Raw genomic sequence first — 18,777 nt, forward strand, 5'->3', positions numbered from 1 at the left:
CAATCGCCGGATGGCCGTGGTCCAGCCATTTCCTGACCGCGGCCGGAAGCTGAACGCAAGCGCCGCGGCTTCTCAGGACAGCTTCTCGTGCAGTTGCCTCGCCCGATGCGCATCAACGGGGTCCATGTCTTCCGTGCAAAGGCCGGGCAAGCGCGCAAGCAATCGCCGCGCCTCATCGTTCCGGCCCTGGCGATGCCATAGCTCGGCAAGGCTTATCGCACAACGAAGCTCGATGGGGCTGGCACCCTCGCCACGGGCCAGCTCCATCGCCGTGCGAAAACACGTCTCGGCTTCGCGGTCGGCCGTGGATGAAGAATCTCCCTGCCGATCCCCCGCCTGCACCAGAACCTCCCCCTTGAGCCGGAGCAGCGCGGGCTCGTCAAAGCGTTCCCCGGTATCCCTTGCCAGGGCCATGGCCTCAGCCAGCACACGCATCGCATCCTCGCCTCGCGCGCAGCGTAAATACGCATCGGCCAGCAATCCCAGCAGCGAGGGCCGTCCCAATACCGCGCCGGTGGCCTCCAGGTCGTCGAAGCCGCGGCGCATCAGGTCAATCCCCACTTCTGCCGTGCCCGTTGCAGCCAGGGCCCAACCACGCAGTATCGATCCCCAGCTCCGGTACAGCTGGAACCCATGCTCTTCCGACAGTGCGATCGCCGCCTCCGCGCACTCCAGCACACGTCGCGCATCACCACGGCGCTGGTGCAGCTCGGCCGCGAAGATGAGGCTCAGGGCCAGACCGAACGGATCGGCGGCCCGGCGTGCCAGCGCCAGCGCCTCCTCGCTTCGGTTCACGGCTTGCTGTGACAGGCCGAGGTACCAGAGCACCCAGCTCAGCGAGCTGCGCATGTGGACCGCCGGGTTGCGCGCGTAGCGCAGCAGGTGGCCATAGGCGTGCTGGTCGGGACGGTGCAGCGCCAGCGCTTGCTCCAGGTGCGTACGGGCCATGCGGATATCGCCGCGCCGGAACCGTGTAACGCCCAGCACGCGCTGCGCCTCTGCGCGCTGCTCCGAGTCACCGCTGTCTTCGGCCAGCTGGTGCAGGCCGTCAGCCAGGGATTGTGCCGTCAACAGCCTGCCGCGCAACAGATAGAAAGACCAGAGCCCCAATTGGGCGGAAAAACGATGCGGCGTCTCCGCGCCTTGCTCGCACAAAGTCAGCGCCCGCGTATAGATTTTCTCGACTTCCGGTGCCCCATGGCCCCGTGCCGTGATGCATGCAATGCCGAGGTTCAGCAGCAGGCCCAGTTCGTCGCGTGCGCGCTCGGGGTTGTCGGGCAGTGTCTTAAGCAAGTCGAGCGCCGCATTGAGATGGCGAATGGCTTCGCGCTGCGCGGAATGTTGCGCCGCATGCTGTCCGGCAAGACCCAGGTACTCGATGGCCTTGCGGGTATTGCCACTTCGACTGTAGTGGTGTGCCAGTTCGCTGCAGTAATCCATCAAGCTGCCAGGGAACAGCGTTTCCAGGGCTTGGGCTGTGCGCTCGTGCAGCGCGCTGCGCCTGTCACTCAGCAGCGAGCTGGCGGCGACTTCCTGCGTCAAGGCGTGCTTGAACACATACTCCACCTCCGGAAACGCGGGGCGCTCGTAAATGAAATCTCCGGCCTGAAGATCGACGAGCATCGCATGGAGAGCACTGTCCGCCATCCCGGTGACATATCGGACCAGGCTCACGGAAAATCCCTTGCCAATGATTGCGAGCGTCTGCAGCAATTCCTTTTGAGCCGGCGGCAGGCGGTCGATGCGGGCGGCCAAGACGCCTTGCACGGTGGTCGGCATATGTAGTGACACCACGCGGTCGTCCAGCCGGAAGTTACCCCGCTCTCCATGCAGGACGTTCTCCTCGATAAGCGTTGTGACGACCTCCTCCATGAAGAAGGGATTGCCTTCTGTCTTGGACAGGATTTCGCGCTTCAGCGACTCGAGCGAAGCATCGTCACCCAACATCGCGCTGAGGAATCCTTGCGCATCGCCCTGCCCCAGGGGCGCAAGCTCCAGCCTGACGTGACATGGCACGCCCCCCTCATGCACATACTCAGGGCGATAGTTGACGAGCAACAGCATGCTTGACCGCGGCACGTGATCAGCCAGGATACAAAGAAAAGCCTCTGATTCACTGTCAAGCCATTGAAGATCGTCGAACAGCACCATCAGCGGCTGGAACTCGCTCTCGCGTACAAGCAACCGCACCAGCGCATCGAAAGTTCTCTGGCGCCGCACCGAAGCCTCCATCATGGGAAGCGTCGACGCCGGATCCTTGATGCCAAGCAGATAGAGCAGATAGGGAAGAACTTCGTCCGGCGCACAGCCGATCGCCATCAACCTGGCGGTGACCTTATCGCGAATCTGCCGGTCGTCATCCTGGGACGCGACGTCGAAGTACGCCCTGATCAGATCGATCAAGGGCAGATAGGGAAACGCCTTGCCATGCGAAACCGAGAAGGTTTCAAGCACCTTGCAGCCCGGTTGCGCACGCGTTCGGAATTCGTGAAACAAGCGCGATTTGCCGACGCCCGCCTCGCCTGCCACGCCAAGGACGCGTCCGTGGCCACGCCTTGCCGACTGTAGCGCCACCTGCATACACCGCAATTCGTCCTGGCGGCCGACAAAACGCGACAACCCGCGATGCGAGGCCACTTGCAGCCGCGTGCGCAAAGCGCCAGGGCCGACAGCTTCGTAAACGGCAAGCGGTTGCTGAATGCCCTTTACCGATGCCGTCCCGAGCGCGCGAAATTCAAAGTAGCCTTCGGTCAGCCGATGGGTCGCTTCGCTGACAGCGATCGATGAGGGCATCGCAACCCCTTCCATCCGCGACGCGATATGGATGGTGTGGCCCACCGGATCGTAGTCGGTGCGCAGGTCATCCTTTCGAATTGCCCGCACTACCACTTCGCCGGTATGGACGCCCACCCGGATGCGCAGCGGCAAGCCGGTTGCCTGAGGCGTCCGCCCATTATGACGGCGTATCGCATCCTGCATCCGAAGCGCCGCGTAGAGCGCCCGCAAGGGATGGTCCTCATGCGCGATGGGCGCACCAAACAGCGCCAGGATGCCATCACCAAGCGATTTGGCGACGTATCCCTCATAGTGGTGAACCGCCTCCATCATCATCGACACAATGGGGTCGATCACCCCGCGCGCATCCTCTGGATCCAGATCCTGGATGAGTGCCGTCGAGCCAGCGATGTCAGCAAATAGCGCGGTAATGGTCTTGCGTTCGCCAGCGGTTTGCCCCCTGGCTTCCATCGCCGCCTGTTCGGCCAGGATGCGCTCGGCCAGATGTGCCGGCGTATAGAACACGGGCGCCGTCCCAAGGTGCTGACCGGCGGGAAGGTCGGGCAGCAGCGCGCCGCAATGGCCGCAGAATCTCGCCGCGGCCCCCGACTCATGGCTACATTGCGGGCAGATTCGCGCAAGGCTGTGGCCACACGCCTCGCAGAATCGCCCGCCCGCGGGGTTATCGAATCCGCACTTGATGCAGCGCATATGCCCTCTGACTGCTTGGCCCGATAGCACACATTAGAAACCACAGGGGAGGCGTCTCGCAAGTTGCGAGGCGATCCCCTCCGTGCTCTCTGGGGCACGCGAGTCACGTCCGCATATTCGTCATTGAGCATCGGCCCGATCACGCCGGGCGGAAGGTTGGCCACCTCGTCGTGAGCATCCCATTGGAAACAGCGAAAGCCATCTGCCCAGGCGACCAGCTTTCTTGCCAAATGTAGGGGCTTCAGCTCACAGCGACTTCAGATACTCCGCCAGGTCGGCAATATCCTGGCTGCTCAGCCCCAGGCCCCGCTTGGTGTTGTAGGTCGTCACGACCTCCGGCAAAGTCGCCGCAGAGCCGTCATGGAAATAGGGAGGGTGTTGCCATGCCCCCTTAAGCGGCGTGGTCCGGTATTGCTTGGTTGCGGAGCGCGAGGCGTAGCTTGGGCTCTCCGGTTCCGCCATCGAGTCGCCGGGCGGGTGAAGCAGCGAGTTGGCATCGGTAAATGCCGGGCCACTATGGCAGGTGGCGCATCGGCCCGCGCCTTCGAACAGAGCCTTGCCCCGCAGTGCCGCCACGGGGTCGAAACTGCCAGCCGGTGGCGGCGGAGCGCTCAGGGATAGCTGATACGCTTGCAGGGCCGGAAGCTTGCTGGTGACAAGGTCCACCGAGCCGTTCGTGATGGAGATATTCAGGCGCGGTTCGGATACCGAGCCAAGGCCGCCCATCTGCGAGACGGCGACATACCGGTTCCAGTACATGATGTCTTCGCCATCGCCGGTAAAGGTAATGCGGTGAATGCCGGCCAGCCCGAAGGCGGGCGGTATCACGACCGGCTTGCTGAGGCCGTCGATATTGTTACGCGGGTCGTACATGCCTGGACCCCAGGCGTTGAGGACCTTTTTCATGGCCTCGTCAATGGCCGGGGACAGCGCGATGATGGCGCCGGGATTGAGATCCCGGTTGGGCCATCCGTCCAGCCGCTTGCCGATGCCCGGCGCGAACGAGTTGTCCACCGTCGAATGACAGAGGGCGCAGGTGGTGCCGACGCGGGTCAGCTTGTCGACCCCATTGACGGTCTCGACCGTCCCCTGGAGGCCGACGACCGCGTTCAGTTTCAGCAGCGCCACCGTCGTAGCCGGGCTCTTCAGGTCGATCGTGCCATTGCGGATGCCGTTTGCGATAGCCTCGGGCAAGGCCTCGGCGTCCACCTTGAGGCCCACGGAGAGTGCGGTCAAGGGATCCACCGAGCTGGCGATGACCTCGTGCATCCTCAGGTGATCGGTCCACTTCGCTTCGTCCCCGAAGGTGTCGAAGCGAAAGATCTGCTTGCCCTGCTCGACCAGGGCCTTCTGCGCCGCTTCCGTGCTGGCCGCATCCGTGCCTCCCCCTCCAGAACTGCCGCCACACGCCGCGGCGGCCGCCACTGCGGCTGCCGTGAGCAGTGCATTTGCCAGCCTCCGTCGAGACCTCTGCTGCATCGCTGGCTGCCGCAGCGGGACCGGCTGCACTTCAGTATCGGGTGTCAGTGCGGAGGGTTGCCTTTTCATGATCGACGTCCTTGTCAGGAGGAGATGCAGCAACTGAAATAAACAACCGACAGGTCTTCGACGGCAGTCGCTCGAATTTGTCCGTTGCATAGGCGTTAGACGTGGGCAGACGCCGGAAGGTGACACGAGGCCTGGGCCACATTGCGATGGGTCGTGGCTGCGTGCATCTGCTTATGATTACTGACGCGTGGTTCGCCCCCCGGGCGAGGGGCCGCAGCCGCGTATGCGCCCGGGCGGCTGTCACCTTTTGGCAGCGGTGCCGTCTAATGATCAGCAACGGGAAAGGAGCCAGATCTCCAAATGAACCAGAACCGGGATCTCAGGCCGCCCATGCCGTCTGGCGCCAATGCCACCACCGACGCCGAACTGGTTGCCAGCGCCCGCGCCGGCGCCGCGTCTGCCTTCGAGGCCATCATGCGGCGCAACAACCGTCTGTTGTTCCGCACCGCCCGTGGCGTGGTTGCGGACGATGCCGAAGCCCAGGATGTGGTGCAGGAAACCTACCTGCGCGCCTTTACCAGCCTGGATTCGTTTCGCGGCGAGGCCGCGCTGAGCACCTGGCTGGCGCGCATTGCCATCAATGTCGCCCTGACTGCGCAGCGCAAGAAACGCCGGCTCTTTCAGATCGAAGCCCGGGGCGAAGAAGAAGATCTTCCTGGCGGACCTTTACAGGAGAACATGATGTCCTTCCGCGCCGCTGACGACGAATCACCTGAAGCCATGGCCGAACGCGGTCAGGTGCGGGAACTGCTGCAGCTTGCGGTCGAAAAGCTGCCGCCGATCTACCGCTGCGTGTTCATCCTGCGGGCGGTCGAAGACATGAGCGTAGAGGAAACGGCTTATTGCCTGGGCGTTAGCGGCGACGTCGTCAAGACGCGCTTTCTGCGGGCCCGCATGATGCTGCGCGAATCCCTGGCCGCAGAGGTAAGGCCCTATCTGCAGAGCACGTTCAGTTTTGCCGGTACGCGCTGCGACGCGGTGGTCAATCACGTGTTCGACGCCCTTGGCGAGCGCGGGCTGGTCCGCTCGCAATGACGACGAGGGAACGGGGCAGTGCTCCCGGAAAGCGGATTTCGGCAACGAACGGCATCTCGTCTGCGCACGGGCGGCGACTGATTCCAGTTGCGGATCCCACCGATCGCGGCGTACTGTGCGGGTTACAGCCTGCGCGAGCGCTGGCCAGACTCCAGGAACTCCGATAAGAGGTTCCTGGTCCGGTGCCGCGCGGGTTGTACTGGTCGTCAGGAGGTGCCGCCATGGATTTCGAACCCCTCACTTACCAAAGCGTTGAGGTCCGTGCGGTTCTGATTCCGTTAAATCGACCAATCATTTCGAAGGTCGGCGCATTCGACCAGTGGCCGCTGATCCTGGTTGACCTTCACACTCGGGAAGGCGTTGTCGGTCGCAGTTATCTTGAGCCATATCTGATACAGGCGCCCAGATACATCGTGCCCGCGATCCGGGATCTTGCGGCATCACGGGCCGGTAGCAGGATCGCACCGCTCGATGACTTCCAGAACGCCAGAGGTTCAACGCATCTCCTGGGCTACGAAGGCATCACGATGATCGCCATCGCAGGGCTCGACATGGCCGCGTGGGACGCTCTGGGCAAGGCCGCAGGCCTGCCCCTCGCAGCATTGCTTGGCGGCACAGTGGGCAGCGTGCCGGCGTACAACAGTAATGGGCTGTGGTTGCGCGATGTGGACGACCTTGCCGAAGAGGCTGGTTCGCTCGTTGCAGAGGGAGCATTCAGCGCTCTGAAGTTGCGGCTGGGCCGCGAAAGGCTGCAAGACGATCTTGATGCCCTGCGCGCGGTGCGCGAAGCGGCTGGCGACGAGATCAAGCTAATGGTGGATTTCAACCAGGGCTTGTCGTTTGATGACGGTCTGCGCCGCTGCCATGCCCTCGACGACGAGCGGCTGTACTGGTTCGAGGAGCCCCTCGCCTACAACAACACCAGCGGCCATGCGCAACTGGCGCGCGAGATCAAGACGCCTATCCAGCTCGGCGAAAACTTCTATGGTCCGCGCGAGTTATTGAAGGCAGTGCAGGCCGAGGCGTGTGACTGCGTCATGCTGGACATGATGCGGATCGGCGGCGTGTCGGGGTGGCTGCGGTCTGCACCGATCGCTTCGGCGGCGGGAATCCCTGTCTCCACGCATCTGTATCCGGAAGTCTGCGCACATCTGATGCGCATCACCGAAACGGCGCACTGGCTGGAATGGCAGGACTGGGCCTATCCCGTGCTGAAGGAGCCTTTTGCGCTTGCAGATGGACAACTGGTGGTGCCGGACAGGCCTGGATCCGGAATCGAGTGGGACGAGAGCGCGGTGAAGCGGTTTCAGTACGACTAACGCTGCCCCGCAGGGGCTTGCGCAGGTGGCTGGCCATGCTTGCAGAGCGCGGCATCGGCTAGAACTGGCACCGACATCAGCGGTGATTTCGTTAAGCAGCTCTCTTTGGGTCGCAGAAGCTCTTTTTGGCTCGGATACAGGGCGGTGAAACAGGCATAAAAAAAGGACCCAGATCGCTCTAAGCCCTTGATTCCTGCTGGTGGAGCGGTGGTGGGTGCTGAGGGGTTCGAACCCCCGACCTACGCCTTGTAAGGGCGCCGCTCTACCAACTGAGCTAAGCACCCGCTCGACCATCGCAGGCTGTCTGCCTGCGACTTGCTGAACGCTCCGCACCTCGCGGCAGATGCCGTGGTTTGCGTTGCGAGGGCGCAAGTTTAATACATGTGATTTCGGTTTGCCAAGGCCCGCGCGGACAAAAAAACGCCGCCGGGCATCGCTGCCCTGCGGCGTTTTGTTCATGCGGCTGAGGCGTCGTCAGTGGTGCAGGCGCTCGACCTTGGCCGAGGCCTTGTCCGCCACCTCGGCGGGCTTGGCGTCTTCTTCCGGCAGCGCCTCGGGCTTGCGCTCGAGCGCCAGTTCCAGCACCTTGTCGATCCAGCGCACCGGCACGATCTCGATCGCGTTCTTGACGTTGTCCGGGATCTCGGCGAGGTCCTTGACGTTTTCCTCGGGGATCAGCACCAGCTTGATGCCGCCGCGGTGGGCTGCCAGCAGCTTCTCCTTGAGGCCGCCGATGGGCAGCACCTCGCCACGCAGCGTGATCTCGCCGGTCATGGCGACATCCGCGCGCACCGGGATGCCGGTCAGCACCGACACCAGCGCCGTGGTCATGGCACCGCCCGCGGACGGGCCGTCCTTGGGCGTGGCGCCTTCGGGCACGTGGATGTGGATGTCGCGCTTCTCGAACATCTCATCCGTGATGCCCAGGCGGCGTGCCCGCGACCGCACGACGGAGCGCGCGGCCTCGACCGACTCCTTCATCACGTCGCCCAGCGAACCGGTGCGGGTGATGTTGCCCTTGCCCGGCATGATCGCGGCTTCGATTGTCAGCAGGTCGCCGCCCACCTCGGTCCACGCCAGGCCGGTCACCTGGCCCACCTGGTTTTCCTTGCCGGCCAGGCCGAAGTCGTACTTGCGTACGCCCAGGAACTTGTCCAGGTTGTCGGAATCGACCTTGATCGTGCCCGACTCCTTCTTCAGCAGCAGCAGCTTGACCGCCTTGCGGGCGATCTTGGAGACCTCGCGCTCGAGCGAACGCACACCGGCTTCGCGCGTGTAGTAGCGGATGATGTCGCGGATCGCCGCATCGGTGACCTCGATCTCGCCCGCCTTCAGACCATTGTTCTTGATCTGCTTCGGCAGCAGGTAACGCGTGGCGATGTTGAGCTTCTCTTCCTCGGTATAACCCGACAGGCGGATCACTTCCATACGGTCGAGCAGCGGCGGCGGAATGTTCAGCGAGTTCGACGTCGCCACGAACATCACGTCGGACAGGTCGAAGTCGACCTCGATGTAGTGGTCCTGGAACGTGTGGTTCTGTTCCGGGTCCAGCACCTCGAGCAGCGCCGACGACGGATCGCCGCGGAAATCCTGGCCCATCTTGTCGATCTCGTCGAGCAGGAAGAGCGGATTGCGCACGCCGACCTTCGACAGGCTCTGCAGGATCTTGCCCGGCATCGACCCGATGTAGGTACGGCGGTGGCCGCGGATCTCGGCCTCGTCACGCACGCCACCCAGTGCCATGCGCACGAACTTGCGGTTCGTCGCGCGCGCCACCGACTGGCCGAGCGAGGTCTTGCCCACGCCGGGAGGCCCGACCAGGCAGAGAATGGGTGCCTTCACCTTGTCCACGCGCTGTTGCACCGCGAGGTACTCGAGAATGCGTTCCTTGACCTTCTCCAGGCCGTAGTGGTCTTCATCCAGCACGCGCTCGGCGTTGGCGAGGTCGTTGTTGACCTTGCTCTTCTTGCGCCACGGCAGGTTCACCAGCGTGTCGATGTAGTTGCGCACGACGGTGGCCTCGGCCGACATCGGCGACATCAGCTTGAGCTTCTTGAATTCGGCGTCGGCCTTCTTCTTGGCTTCCTTCGGCATGCGCGCAGCCTTGATGCGCTTGTCGAGTTCTTCCAGGTCGGCACCTTCTTCGCCCTCGCCCAGTTCCTTCTGGATGGCCTTGACCTGCTCGTTCAGGTAGTACTCGCGCTGGCTCTTCTCCATCTGGCGCTTGACGCGGCCACGGATGCGCTTTTCGACCTGCAGGATGTCGATCTCGCCCTCGAGCTGCGACAGCAGGCTTTCCAGGCGTTCGGTCACGTTGACCATTTCCAGGATCTTCTGCTTCTGCTCGAGCTTGATCGGCAGGTGCGCGGCGATGGTGTCCGCCAGGCGACCAGCCTCGTCGATGCCCGACAGCGAGGTCAGGATCTCCGGCGGGATCTTCTTGTTGAGCTTTACGTACTGGTCGAACTGCGACACGATCGCGCGGCGCAGGGCCTCGGTCTCGGCGCTTTCACCAGGTGCGGGCGGCACGGGCACGGCTTCGCACATGAAGTGCGAATCGTCCTCGCTCACCTCGCGGATGTTTGCGCGCTGGGTGCCCTCGACCAGCACCTTCACGGTACCGTCGGGCAGCTTCAGCATTTGCAGGATATTGGCGATGCAGCCGACCTCGTACAGGTCGTCGGCGGTCGGCTCGTCCTTGGCCGCCGTCTTCTGGGCCACGAGCATGATGCTCTTGCCCGCCTCCATCGCAGTCTCAAGCGCCTTGATGGACTTTGGGCGTCCCACGAACAGCGGGATCACCATGTGCGGAAACACCACCACGTCGCGCAGCGGCAACAGTGGGAGGCGAATCGGCTCGGCCGGGAGGAGTTGTGTTCCGGACATCATTTTCCCCAAGTCAGTCATTTAAGGCGTAAATTGGGCCGCGCGAATCGATTACAAGATACGTGCCAATCGATTCATCAAGGCAAGCAGATGCCGCTACCTGCACTTGGTGGCCCCTCTGAAACAGCATACCCGCGTTTCCTCCCTCTCGTCGGTAGAAATAAACAAAAAAAGCCGCTCGCTTCTACGCGAACGGCCTTTTCCGCCCTGCTGCCGGTGTGGTGCCGACCTCTGACCACTCTGGCAGGCCTCGCGTCAGTTAGACCCTGCCACCTTGGGCTGCTGCTCCTCGTACATCAGCAGCGGCGGTGCATCGCCATTGATCGTATTTTCATCGATCACGACCTTTTGCACGCCCTTGTAATTAGGCAAGTCATACATGACGTCCATCAGCGACTGCTCCAGGATCGAGCGCAGCCCGCGGGCACCGGTCTTGCGGCGGATCGCCTTGCGGGCGATGGCGCTCAGCGCACCGGGCCGGATTTCGAGCTCGACGCCTTCCATCGCTAGCAGCTTCTGGTATTGCTTGACCAGCGCATTCTTGGGCTCGACCAGGATCTGCATCAGCGCGGCCTCGTCCAGCTTGGCCAGCGTTGCCACCACCGGCAGGCGGCCGATCAGTTCGGGGATCAGGCCGAACTTGATCAGGTCTTCCGGCTCGGTCTGCGGCAGCACTTCGCTGACGTCACGCTCTTCCTTGCTCTTGACCTGCGCGGCAAAGCCAATGCCGGTCTTGTCCGACCGCTGCATGATGACCTTCTCCAGGCCATCGAAGGCGCCGCCGCAGATGAACAGGATGTTGGTCGTGTCCACCTGCAGGAAGTCCTGGTTCGGATGCTTGCGGCCACCCTGCGGCGGCACCGATGCCATGGTGCCTTCGATCAGCTTGAGCAGGGCCTGCTGCACGCCCTCGCCGGACACGTCGCGCGTAATCGAGGGATTGTCGGACTTGCGCGAGATCTTGTCGATCTCGTCGATATAGACAATGCCGCGCTGCGCCTTCTCAACTTCGTAATTGCAGTTCTGCAGCAGCTTCTGGATGATGTTCTCGACGTCCTCGCCGACGTAGCCGGCTTCGGTCAGCGTGGTCGCGTCGGCGATCACGAACGGGACGTTGAGCAGGCGCGCCAGCGTCTGCGCGAGCAGCGTCTTGCCCGAGCCGGTGGGACCGATCAGCAGGATGTTGCTCTTGGACAGCTCGACATCGTCCTTCTTGCCGAGGTGCTTGAGGCGCTTGTAGTGGTTGTAGACCGCCACGGCCAGGATCTTCTTGGCCTGTTCCTGACCAATCACGTACTGGTCCAGGCTTTCGCGGATCTCGTGGGGCGTGGGCAGGTCGGAGCGCGCGGCCGCGGCGGCGTCTTTCTCGGATGCCGTGGCCTCGTCGCGAATGATCTCGTTGCACAGGTCGATGCATTCGTCGCAAATGAACACCGACGGGCCGGCAATCAGCTTCTTGACCTCATGTTGGCTCTTGCCGCAGAAGGAGCAGTACAGAAGCTTTTCGCTGGATGAACCTTTTTTGTCCGCCATAGGAATCAGTCACTTTTGCAGTGCGCACACCGCGGGGCGACAGGCTCCTCGGCGATACGCTTCAAACGCATCATACGCCAAAACAATTGGCACCACCGGCGGTTCCCCCCGGCTGTGGGGCCAAGGCCCCGTTTCACAGGTTCCGATGCAAAAAACGAGGCACGGGGCCTCGTTCCGGTGTAGCCTTCGCCATTTGAGCCCAGCCGATGTGGCCGGCCGCCGTCGCACCCAGGGGCCACGGCGGCGCGCCGCATCAGCCGCGGCGGGCGAGCACCTTGTCGATCAGGCCGTAGTCGACCGCCTGGTCGCCGCTCATGAAATTGTCGCGATCAGTGTCGCGGGCAATCTTCTCGACCGGCTGGCCCGTCACTTCCGACAGGATGGTGTTGAGCCGCTCGCGCAGGTACAGGATCTCGCGCGCCTGGATCTCGATGTCCGAGGCCTGGCCGCGCGCGCCGCCCAGCGGCTGGTGGATCATGATGCGCGAGTTGGGCAGCGCCGAACGCTTGCCCTTGGCGCCCGCCGCCAGCAGGAAGGCGCCCATGCTCGCCGCCATGCCCATGCACAGCGTCGACACGTCCGGCTTGATGAACTGCATGGTGTCGTAGATGGCCAGCCCCGCCGACACCGAACCGCCCGGCGAATTGATGTACAGGGACACGTCCTTGTCGGGGTTCTCGCTTTCCAGGAACAGCAGCTGTGCCACCACCAGGTTGGCGGTCTGGTCGTTGACCTCGCCCACCATGAACACCACGCGCTCCTTCAGCAGGCGCGAGTAGATGTCATAGGCGCGCTCGCCCCGGCCGGACTGCTCGACGACCATCGGCACCAGCCCCAGGCCCTGGGTTTCCAGTGCCGAAGCCTGCGTGGTGGCGAGACGGTCAAGCAAATCATTGCGGGTCATGCATGTTCTCCATGGATTCGTCGGATCGCAAGGCAATCCGGGTAACTCGGGAAGTTCCGGCCCCGCACCGTGGCGCGGGGCTGCCGGTCACTTCCGGCCTCAGGCTTGCTGCTGGTTGCCTTCGGCGGTGAGTTCCTCGAAGGACACCTTCTTGTCGGTGACCTTGGCCTTGCCGCACACGAAATTTACCACGTTGTTTTCGAGCACGTAGGCTTCCATTTCGGCCAGGCGCTGCTGGTCGCCGTAGTACCAGCGCATGACTTCCTTCGGGTCCTCGTAGCTCTTGGCGAAGTCCTCGATCTCGGCCTTGATCTGGTCGGCCTTGGCTTCCAGGCCGTTGGCCTTGACGATCTCGGCCAGGATCAGGCCCAGCTTGACGCGGCGCTCGGCCTGCTGCGCGAACATCTCGGCCGGGATCGGCATGTCCTTGGCGTTGGGCATGCCACGCTGCTCCAGGTCGCGGCGGGCCATTTCCACCAGGCGCTCCTGGTCCTGCTCGATCAGGGCCTTGGGCACATCCAGCTCGCTCGCCTTCAGCAGCGCTTCCATGACCTGGTCCTTCAGCATGGCGTGCGTGCGGCGCTTCACTTCGCGCTCGAGGTTCTCGCGGATGTCGGCGCGCATCTTGTCGACGCTGCCGTCGGCGATGCCCAGCGACTTGGCGAAGGCTTCATTCACTTCCGGCAGGTGCGCCCACTCGATCTTCTTCAGGGTCACGGTGAACTCGGCGGTCTTGCCGGCCACTTCCTTGCCGTGGTAGTCGGCCGGGAAGGCCAGCGGGAAGGTCTTGCTTTCGCCGACCTTCAGACCCAGCGCGGCCTGCTCGAACTCGGGCAGCATGCGGCCTTCGCCCAGCACGAACGGGAAGTCTTCGGCCTTGCCGCCGGCGAACTCTTCGCCGTCGATCTTGCCGACGAAGTCCAGCGTCACGCGGTCGCCGTTCTGCGCGCTGACGTCGGCACCGCCGTCGCCATGCTCGCCGGCTTCGCCGCGGGCGTGGTAGTGCACGCGCTGCTTGCGCAGGATGTCGATGGTCTTGTCGACTTCGGCGTCGGTGATCTCGGTGCCGGTGCGGGTGACTTCGGCGGCCGACAGGTCGCCGATCTTCACTTCCGGGTACACCTCGAAGGTGGCGTCGAACGCCACTTCATCTTCGCCCACGCCTTCGTTCTTGATCTCGAACTTGGGCTGGCCGGCAACCTTGACGTCCTGTTCCTTGGTGATGTCGAAGAACTTGCGCGCGGCCTTGTCGAAGCGGACTTCGAACTCGACCTGCTGGCCGTACTGCTTCTCGACCATCTTCATCGGCACCTTGCCCGGACGGAAGCCCGACATCTTCACGGTCTTCGACAGGCGAACCAGGCGCTCCTGCTTTTCCTTCTCCACTTCGGCCTTGGGGATGGCCAGGGTCACCTTGCGGTCCAGCTTGCCGAGGTTCTCAATCACGTTCGACATGGTCGTAGATCCAATCCAGAAATGTAGTTGTGTTCGTAGGTGCTGCCGTCTTGTACGCGTACCGCCCGCTTTACCGCCACGGCGCCGTCGCGAGAGGACGGCCAGGGCAGCGCACCGGCGAACGGAAAGCTCCGCGCAAACGGAAAACGGGGATTATCGCACGGTTTTGATTCGCTTCCGGCAGATTTTGCCCGGAACGCGCCGCAACCCTGCAGCCCCGCTACGTCACGATGAGCCGCGCTACGCCGCCTGCCCATGGCGCAGCGCGCGCAGCAGCAGGCGTGCCGGATCCACCGCATCGGCCAGGTCCGACTCCAGCGGCAGCGGCTCGCCTTCGATCTGGCTGGCCAGCAGTTCCGCGCCCAGCGCGGCCCAGGTAAGGCCGCGCGAGGCATAGGCCAGCGCCGCATAGAGCCCGGGCTGGCGCGGCAGGTCGCGCAGGTGCGCGCCGCGCAGCGACGCGGCCTGCGCCACCGCGGCGGCCTCGTCCGGCACTTGCCCGATCAGCGGCAACCGGTTGTGCGTGACCGTGCGCACGCCGACATAGCCCGACACGTTGGCGGGATCGAGCGCGGCCACCGCGTCGGCCTGGGCCGGCAGCAGCCCGGCCAGCCGGGCCAGGTTGGCGGCGTGGACCGCCGGCTGCGCCACCAGCGGACCGACATCTTCGTCATAGCTCGAGCCGACGCGGCCGCTGCCGTCGGCGGCACGCGGCAGCAGGTAGCCGGCACCGGTCACCACGCAGTCGGGCCAACCGCCGAGCGCATCGACCTGCGCGGCTGCCAGCGTGGTCAGCTGGCCGCGCACACGCCGCAGGGTCCAGTGTTGCTGCGGCATCAGTTGCTGCGCCTCATGTGCGTTGGCCAACACCAGCACCGGTGCCGACGCCAGCACGGCGCCGTCCGGCGCCAGCGCCCGCCATTGCCCGTCGACGCGCGCGATCGCGTCGACCCGGCAGCCGAAGCGCGCAGCCACTGCCCCGCCGGCGCGCGCCAGCTGCGCCGTGCAGATATCCGGCGGCGCGACCCATCCGCCCTGCGGGAACCACAGGCCGCCGCGCGGCACGCCGGCGTGGTGCGTCGAGGCCGCCTCGTCGGCGCTCATCCAGCGCACGAAATCCTGCGGCAAGCCCATGGCGTCCAGCGCGGCGCGCTGGGCCTCGCCTTCAGCCTCGTCCGCGCCGATCTGCAGCACGCCGCAGCCGTGCCAGCCGACCGCGTGTCCGGCCTCGGCCAGCGCCGCCCAGGCGCGCAGTGCGTACTGGTTGCCGGCGCGCGACAGCCGCGACAACAGGCTGTCGTCGGCCGACACATGCGCATGCATGGCCGCGGCGCGATGCGCCGAGGTCTGCCGCGCCGGTCCTTCGTGGGCATCGAACAGGGTCACGCGCCAGCCGCGCGCGGACAGCCGCTCGGTCACGGCACAGCCCGCCAGTCCGGCGCCGATCACGATGGCGTGGCGCTCGGGCCATTGCCCCGGCAACGGCGGCGCGTGGCGGCGCGATTTCCATTGCGGGCGAAAGCGCGCGACCGTCATGTCGCGCTTGCCGCCAAAACCGGGCACCTTGCCGACCTCGAAGCCGACCTCCTTCAGCCCGCGCCGCACAAAACCCGCGGCGGTATACGTCGCCAGCGTGGCACCGGGGCGCGCCAGCCGCGCCAGGCCGCGGAACACCGGCACCGACCACATCTCGGCATTGCGCGCCGGCGAGAAGCCGTCCAGGTAGAAGGCATCGGCACCGGCGGCCAGCCGCGGCAGCATCGCTTCGGCGTCGCCCAGCGCCAGCGTCAGCACCACGCGACCCTGGTCGAACGCGAGCCGGTGCAAGCCCGGCAGCGCCAGCGGCCATTGCGCCTGCAGCGCCTGCGCCAGCGGCTGCAACTCGTCCAGGCTGGCATGCAGTTGCGCCAGCCCCTCACGCGTGAACGGATGCTTTTCGATCGAGACGAAATGCAGCGTGCCGCAGCGTTGCGGATGGTCGCGCCACGCCTGCCAGGTCGCCAGGAAATTCAGGCCCTGGCCGAAGCCGGTTTCGACGATGACGAACTGCCGTTGCCCGGCCCACGCACCCGGCAAGCCATTGCCGCCGAGGAAGACATGGGCGGCCTGCGCCAGGCCGCCTTCGGTGCTGTGGTAGACGTCGTCGTAGCGGGGCGAATACGGGGTGCCCTGGGCGGACAGGATGGGCTCGGCGGGCTCGAGTGCGCGCGGCATGGGACAGGAAATTCGAAAGCGGAATGCCCCGGACGCAGCGTCGGGAGCGTGGCAGGGGCGACTCGCGGCGGATGGTAGCATAGCGGCCTTGCCGCGGACGCCGCCGTCTGCCCCGAATCTTGCGCCGCCAGGGCGCCCTGCTCCACATGCTCAGCTATCGTCACGCCTTCCATGCCGGCAATCACGCCGATGTCCTCAAGCACGCCGTCGTGGTGCAACTGCTCGAGCACCTGACGCAGAAGGACAAGGCGTTCTGGTACATCGACACCCATGCCGGCGCCGGCCTCTATGCGCTGGACCACGCCTACGCGCAGAAGAAGGCCGAGTTCGAGACCGGCATCGCGCCGTTGTGGCGCGCCGCGGCAAGCGGCACCCCGCTGCCGCCGATGCTGGACCAATACCTGGACCAGGTGCGCGCGCTCAACCCGGACGGCAACCTGCGCCACTACCCGGGCTCGCCCTGGCTGGCCTGGCAGATGCTGCGCGAGCACGACCGCCTGCGGCTGTTCGAGCTGCACAGCACCGAGATCCAGGTCTTGCGCGACAACTTCCGCGGCGCCGGGCGCCGCGTGATGCTGTACGACGGCGACGGCTTCGGCGGCATCAAGGCGATCCTGCCGCCGCCGCCGCGCCGTGCGCTGGTGCTGGTCGATCCGTCGTACGAAGACAAGCAGGACTACGCCCGCACCGTGCAGACCGTGCGCGACGGGCTGGAGCGTTTTGCCACCGGCGTCTACGCGGTGTGGTACCCGCAGGTGCAGCGGCGCGAAGCACTGCAGTTGCCGGTGCAGCTGAAGGGCCTGCCGCTCAAGAGCTGGCTGCATGTGACCCTGACGGTCAAGCGCCCGGTCGAGGGCGGGCTGGGCCTGCACGGCAGCGGCATGTTCATCGTCAACCCGCCGTGGCGGCTGCAGGAGTCGCTGCAGCAAGCCATGCCGGTGCTGGCCGACCTGCTCGGGCAGGACGACGGTGCGGGGTTCACGCTCGAAGCCGAGGAGCGCTGAGCCGGCGCACCAGCCAGACCAGCGCCATAGCCGCGGCCACGCCGACCATGTCGGCAAGCAGGTCGAGCCAGTCGGCCTCGCGGTAGCCAGTCTGCCCCTGCAGCAGCTCGATCACGCCGCCATACGCGACCAGGCCCAGCCAAAGCAGCCAGCCACGTGCGGCGTAGGCGCGTGCGCCCAGCAGGCCCAGCAGCGCAAACCCGAGCGCGTGATTGGCCTTGTCCCAGCCGGTGGTTGGCAGCGGCTGCGTCGGCGGCATCAGCGACAGCGCCAACACGGCGGCGGCGCTGGCCCAGAACAGCAGGCGCCAGCGCAGCGGGATCAGGGTCGGAACGGCAATCATGGGCGGGATAAAGGACTGGAGAGCCGACAATATAGCCGCACGGGCCAGCCAGGGCGGGCAGTCGCCACGGGGCTGGATTCCCCCCGCGCCTTGCGCTACAATCCGCAACCTCGTTGCACTGCGGGCTGCCGGCGGCAGATCCGGCAAGAAGACGGCAAAGGCGGGCACTTCCAGCCGCCTTTTTTGCTTTCGTCTCCGGCAACGAGCATCGCGGCCGCCCGCCCGGGCAGCGCCGCAAGGACCGCGAGGGTGGCGAAATTGGTAGACGCACCAGGTTTAGGTCCTGACGCCAGCAATGGTGTAGGGGTTCGAGTCCCCTCCCTCGCACCACCCGCCTGTCAAGTGGCGGGCTGACAACCTTCCCATCACAGACTTCGATCGGCCATGCGCCAACAGGCTGCGTGCCGAAGCGATGACGCGCGCGTTCGCGGCGCTTGGTGCAGGTGGTAGAACCCCTGAGGGGCAGCGCCTTTCGCGGACCCGTGCGGCGATCTATGCTGAAGATGTCGGAGCCGCCGCGCGCACTGCGCAGGTGGTGCCCGGCATGATTACCTCAGCCCTGATCGGAGGGCATATGAAATTCCCTGCCTTGCTGTTGGCAGCGTCGATGGCCGCTGGCTGGACATCGCTCGCACAGGCCGCCGGATGCCAGTACGACATGCAGTGCAAAGGTGAGCGGATCTGCCACCAGGGGCAATGCGTCTATCCCGAAGTGGAAGAGTCGGCTGAAGCGGGCGGTCCACCGAAGACCGGTGCTGCCGCAGCGGTCGCCGCGCCGGCGGCGGAGGTGACTCCGGTACCGACCACTTCGGTAACCCCGACCGCTCCAGCCACGATAACCGGGACCACTATCAAACGCACCCCCTACCCGCCACCGCCGCGCGGCTGCTGCACCGTGGCCGGCAAGCTGAAGCTGTCGCCGGCCTCGGCGTCGGATACCAGCCTGGCCAGTGGCGACGCATGCCAGGGGCTGACCGCCTCCGGCAAGCCGGTTCCCGGCACGATCTGCAACTAGGCGCAGGCCCGGTGCAATAGCGCAGGACCCTGGCG

General features: G+C 65.0%; 12 protein-coding genes and 2 tRNA genes. 5 read left to right on the forward strand and 9 right to left on the reverse strand.

Features of this window, described 5'->3' with window-relative positions; genetic code table 11:
• Positions 1-72: 72 nt before the first annotated feature.
• Together MKD50_RS25370 and MKD50_RS25375 are read right to left on the reverse strand one after the other, a co-directional pair.
• Positions 73-3,486, reverse strand: coding sequence for an adenylate/guanylate cyclase domain-containing protein (locus tag MKD50_RS25370; protein ID WP_252669215.1), 3,414 nt, complete (start codon positions 3,484-3,486; stop codon positions 73-75).
• Positions 3,487-3,732: 246 nt separating this feature from the next.
• Positions 3,733-5,034 carry a c-type cytochrome gene (locus MKD50_RS25375; RefSeq protein ID WP_240074357.1) on the reverse strand — a complete coding sequence of 434 codons (1,302 nt, stop codon included), beginning with the start codon at positions 5,032-5,034 and terminating at the stop codon, positions 3,733-3,735.
• Positions 5,035-5,334: 300 nt separating this feature from the next.
• Here MKD50_RS25375 and MKD50_RS25380 point away from each other — a divergent pair, with 300 nt between their 5' ends.
• Both MKD50_RS25380 and MKD50_RS25385 read left to right on the forward strand, forming a co-directional pair.
• Complete coding sequence (locus MKD50_RS25380; protein WP_115706730.1) at positions 5,335-6,069, forward strand: RNA polymerase sigma factor; 735 nt, start codon at positions 5,335-5,337, stop codon at positions 6,067-6,069.
• 221 nt (positions 6,070-6,290) lie between these two features.
• Entirely contained in the window at positions 6,291-7,388 is a 1,098-nt protein-coding gene (locus MKD50_RS25385; protein WP_252669216.1) for an enolase C-terminal domain-like protein, read from the forward strand.
• A gap of 208 nt (positions 7,389-7,596) precedes the next feature.
• On the opposite strand, the gene MKD50_RS25390 is transcribed toward MKD50_RS25385, so the two are convergent.
• The 6 genes from MKD50_RS25390 to mnmC all read right to left on the reverse strand — a co-directional run bounded on the left by MKD50_RS25390 (position 7,597) and on the right by mnmC (position 16,380).
• Positions 7,597-7,672, reverse strand: a tRNA-Val gene (locus MKD50_RS25390).
• 190 nt (positions 7,673-7,862) lie between these two features.
• On the reverse strand, positions 7,863-10,274 hold the full coding sequence (gene lon, locus MKD50_RS25395; protein WP_240074352.1) for an endopeptidase La: 2,412 nt from the start codon (positions 10,272-10,274) through the stop codon (positions 7,863-7,865).
• Positions 10,275-10,529: 255 nt separating this feature from the next.
• Positions 10,530-11,807, reverse strand: coding sequence for an ATP-dependent Clp protease ATP-binding subunit ClpX (gene clpX, locus MKD50_RS25400; RefSeq protein ID WP_012352668.1), 1,278 nt, complete (start codon positions 11,805-11,807; stop codon positions 10,530-10,532).
• Positions 11,808-12,060: 253 nt separating this feature from the next.
• Positions 12,061-12,711, reverse strand: coding sequence for an ATP-dependent Clp endopeptidase proteolytic subunit ClpP (gene clpP / locus MKD50_RS25405; protein WP_011615108.1), 651 nt, complete (start codon positions 12,709-12,711; stop codon positions 12,061-12,063).
• Between the two features lie 99 nt (positions 12,712-12,810).
• A complete protein-coding gene (gene tig, locus MKD50_RS25410) occupies positions 12,811-14,166 on the reverse strand; it encodes a trigger factor (RefSeq protein ID WP_115706727.1) in 1,356 nt (451 codons plus the stop codon).
• Between the two features lie 240 nt (positions 14,167-14,406).
• Positions 14,407-16,380 carry a bifunctional tRNA (5-methylaminomethyl-2-thiouridine)(34)-methyltransferase MnmC2/FAD-dependent 5-carboxymethylaminomethyl-2-thiouridine(34) oxidoreductase MnmC1 gene (gene mnmC, locus MKD50_RS25415; RefSeq protein WP_252669217.1) on the reverse strand — a complete coding sequence of 658 codons (1,974 nt, stop codon included), beginning with the start codon at positions 16,378-16,380 and terminating at the stop codon, positions 14,407-14,409.
• A 146-nt stretch (positions 16,381-16,526) separates the two neighbouring features.
• Between mnmC and MKD50_RS25420 the strand changes: the two genes are divergently transcribed.
• The gene (locus tag MKD50_RS25420; RefSeq protein WP_252669218.1) at positions 16,527-17,384 is read left to right on the forward strand and encodes a 23S rRNA (adenine(2030)-N(6))-methyltransferase RlmJ; all 858 of its coding nucleotides are present in this window, start codon (positions 16,527-16,529) and stop codon (positions 17,382-17,384) included.
• Here MKD50_RS25420 and MKD50_RS25425 read toward each other — a convergent pair.
• Positions 17,359-17,727: a VanZ family protein gene (locus MKD50_RS25425; protein ID WP_252669219.1), complete on the reverse strand. Its 369-nt coding sequence runs from the start codon at positions 17,725-17,727 to the stop codon at positions 17,359-17,361. The two genes, MKD50_RS25420 and MKD50_RS25425, sit on opposite strands and share 26 nt — an antisense overlap.
• Before the next feature lie 243 nt (positions 17,728-17,970).
• On the opposite strand from MKD50_RS25425, the gene MKD50_RS25430 reads away from it, so the two are divergent.
• A tRNA-Leu gene (locus MKD50_RS25430) sits at positions 17,971-18,057 on the forward strand.
• An 82-nt stretch (positions 18,058-18,139) separates the two neighbouring features.
• Positions 18,140-18,742 carry a hypothetical protein gene (locus MKD50_RS25435; protein ID WP_240987610.1) on the forward strand — a complete coding sequence of 201 codons (603 nt, stop codon included), beginning with the start codon at positions 18,140-18,142 and terminating at the stop codon, positions 18,740-18,742.
• Positions 18,743-18,777: the final 35 nt, after the last annotated feature.

The sequence above is a fragment of the Cupriavidus mimosae genome (genome assembly GCF_023952485.1).
In the GTDB taxonomy this organism is placed as follows: domain Bacteria; phylum Pseudomonadota; class Gammaproteobacteria; order Burkholderiales; family Burkholderiaceae; genus Cupriavidus; species Cupriavidus taiwanensis_C.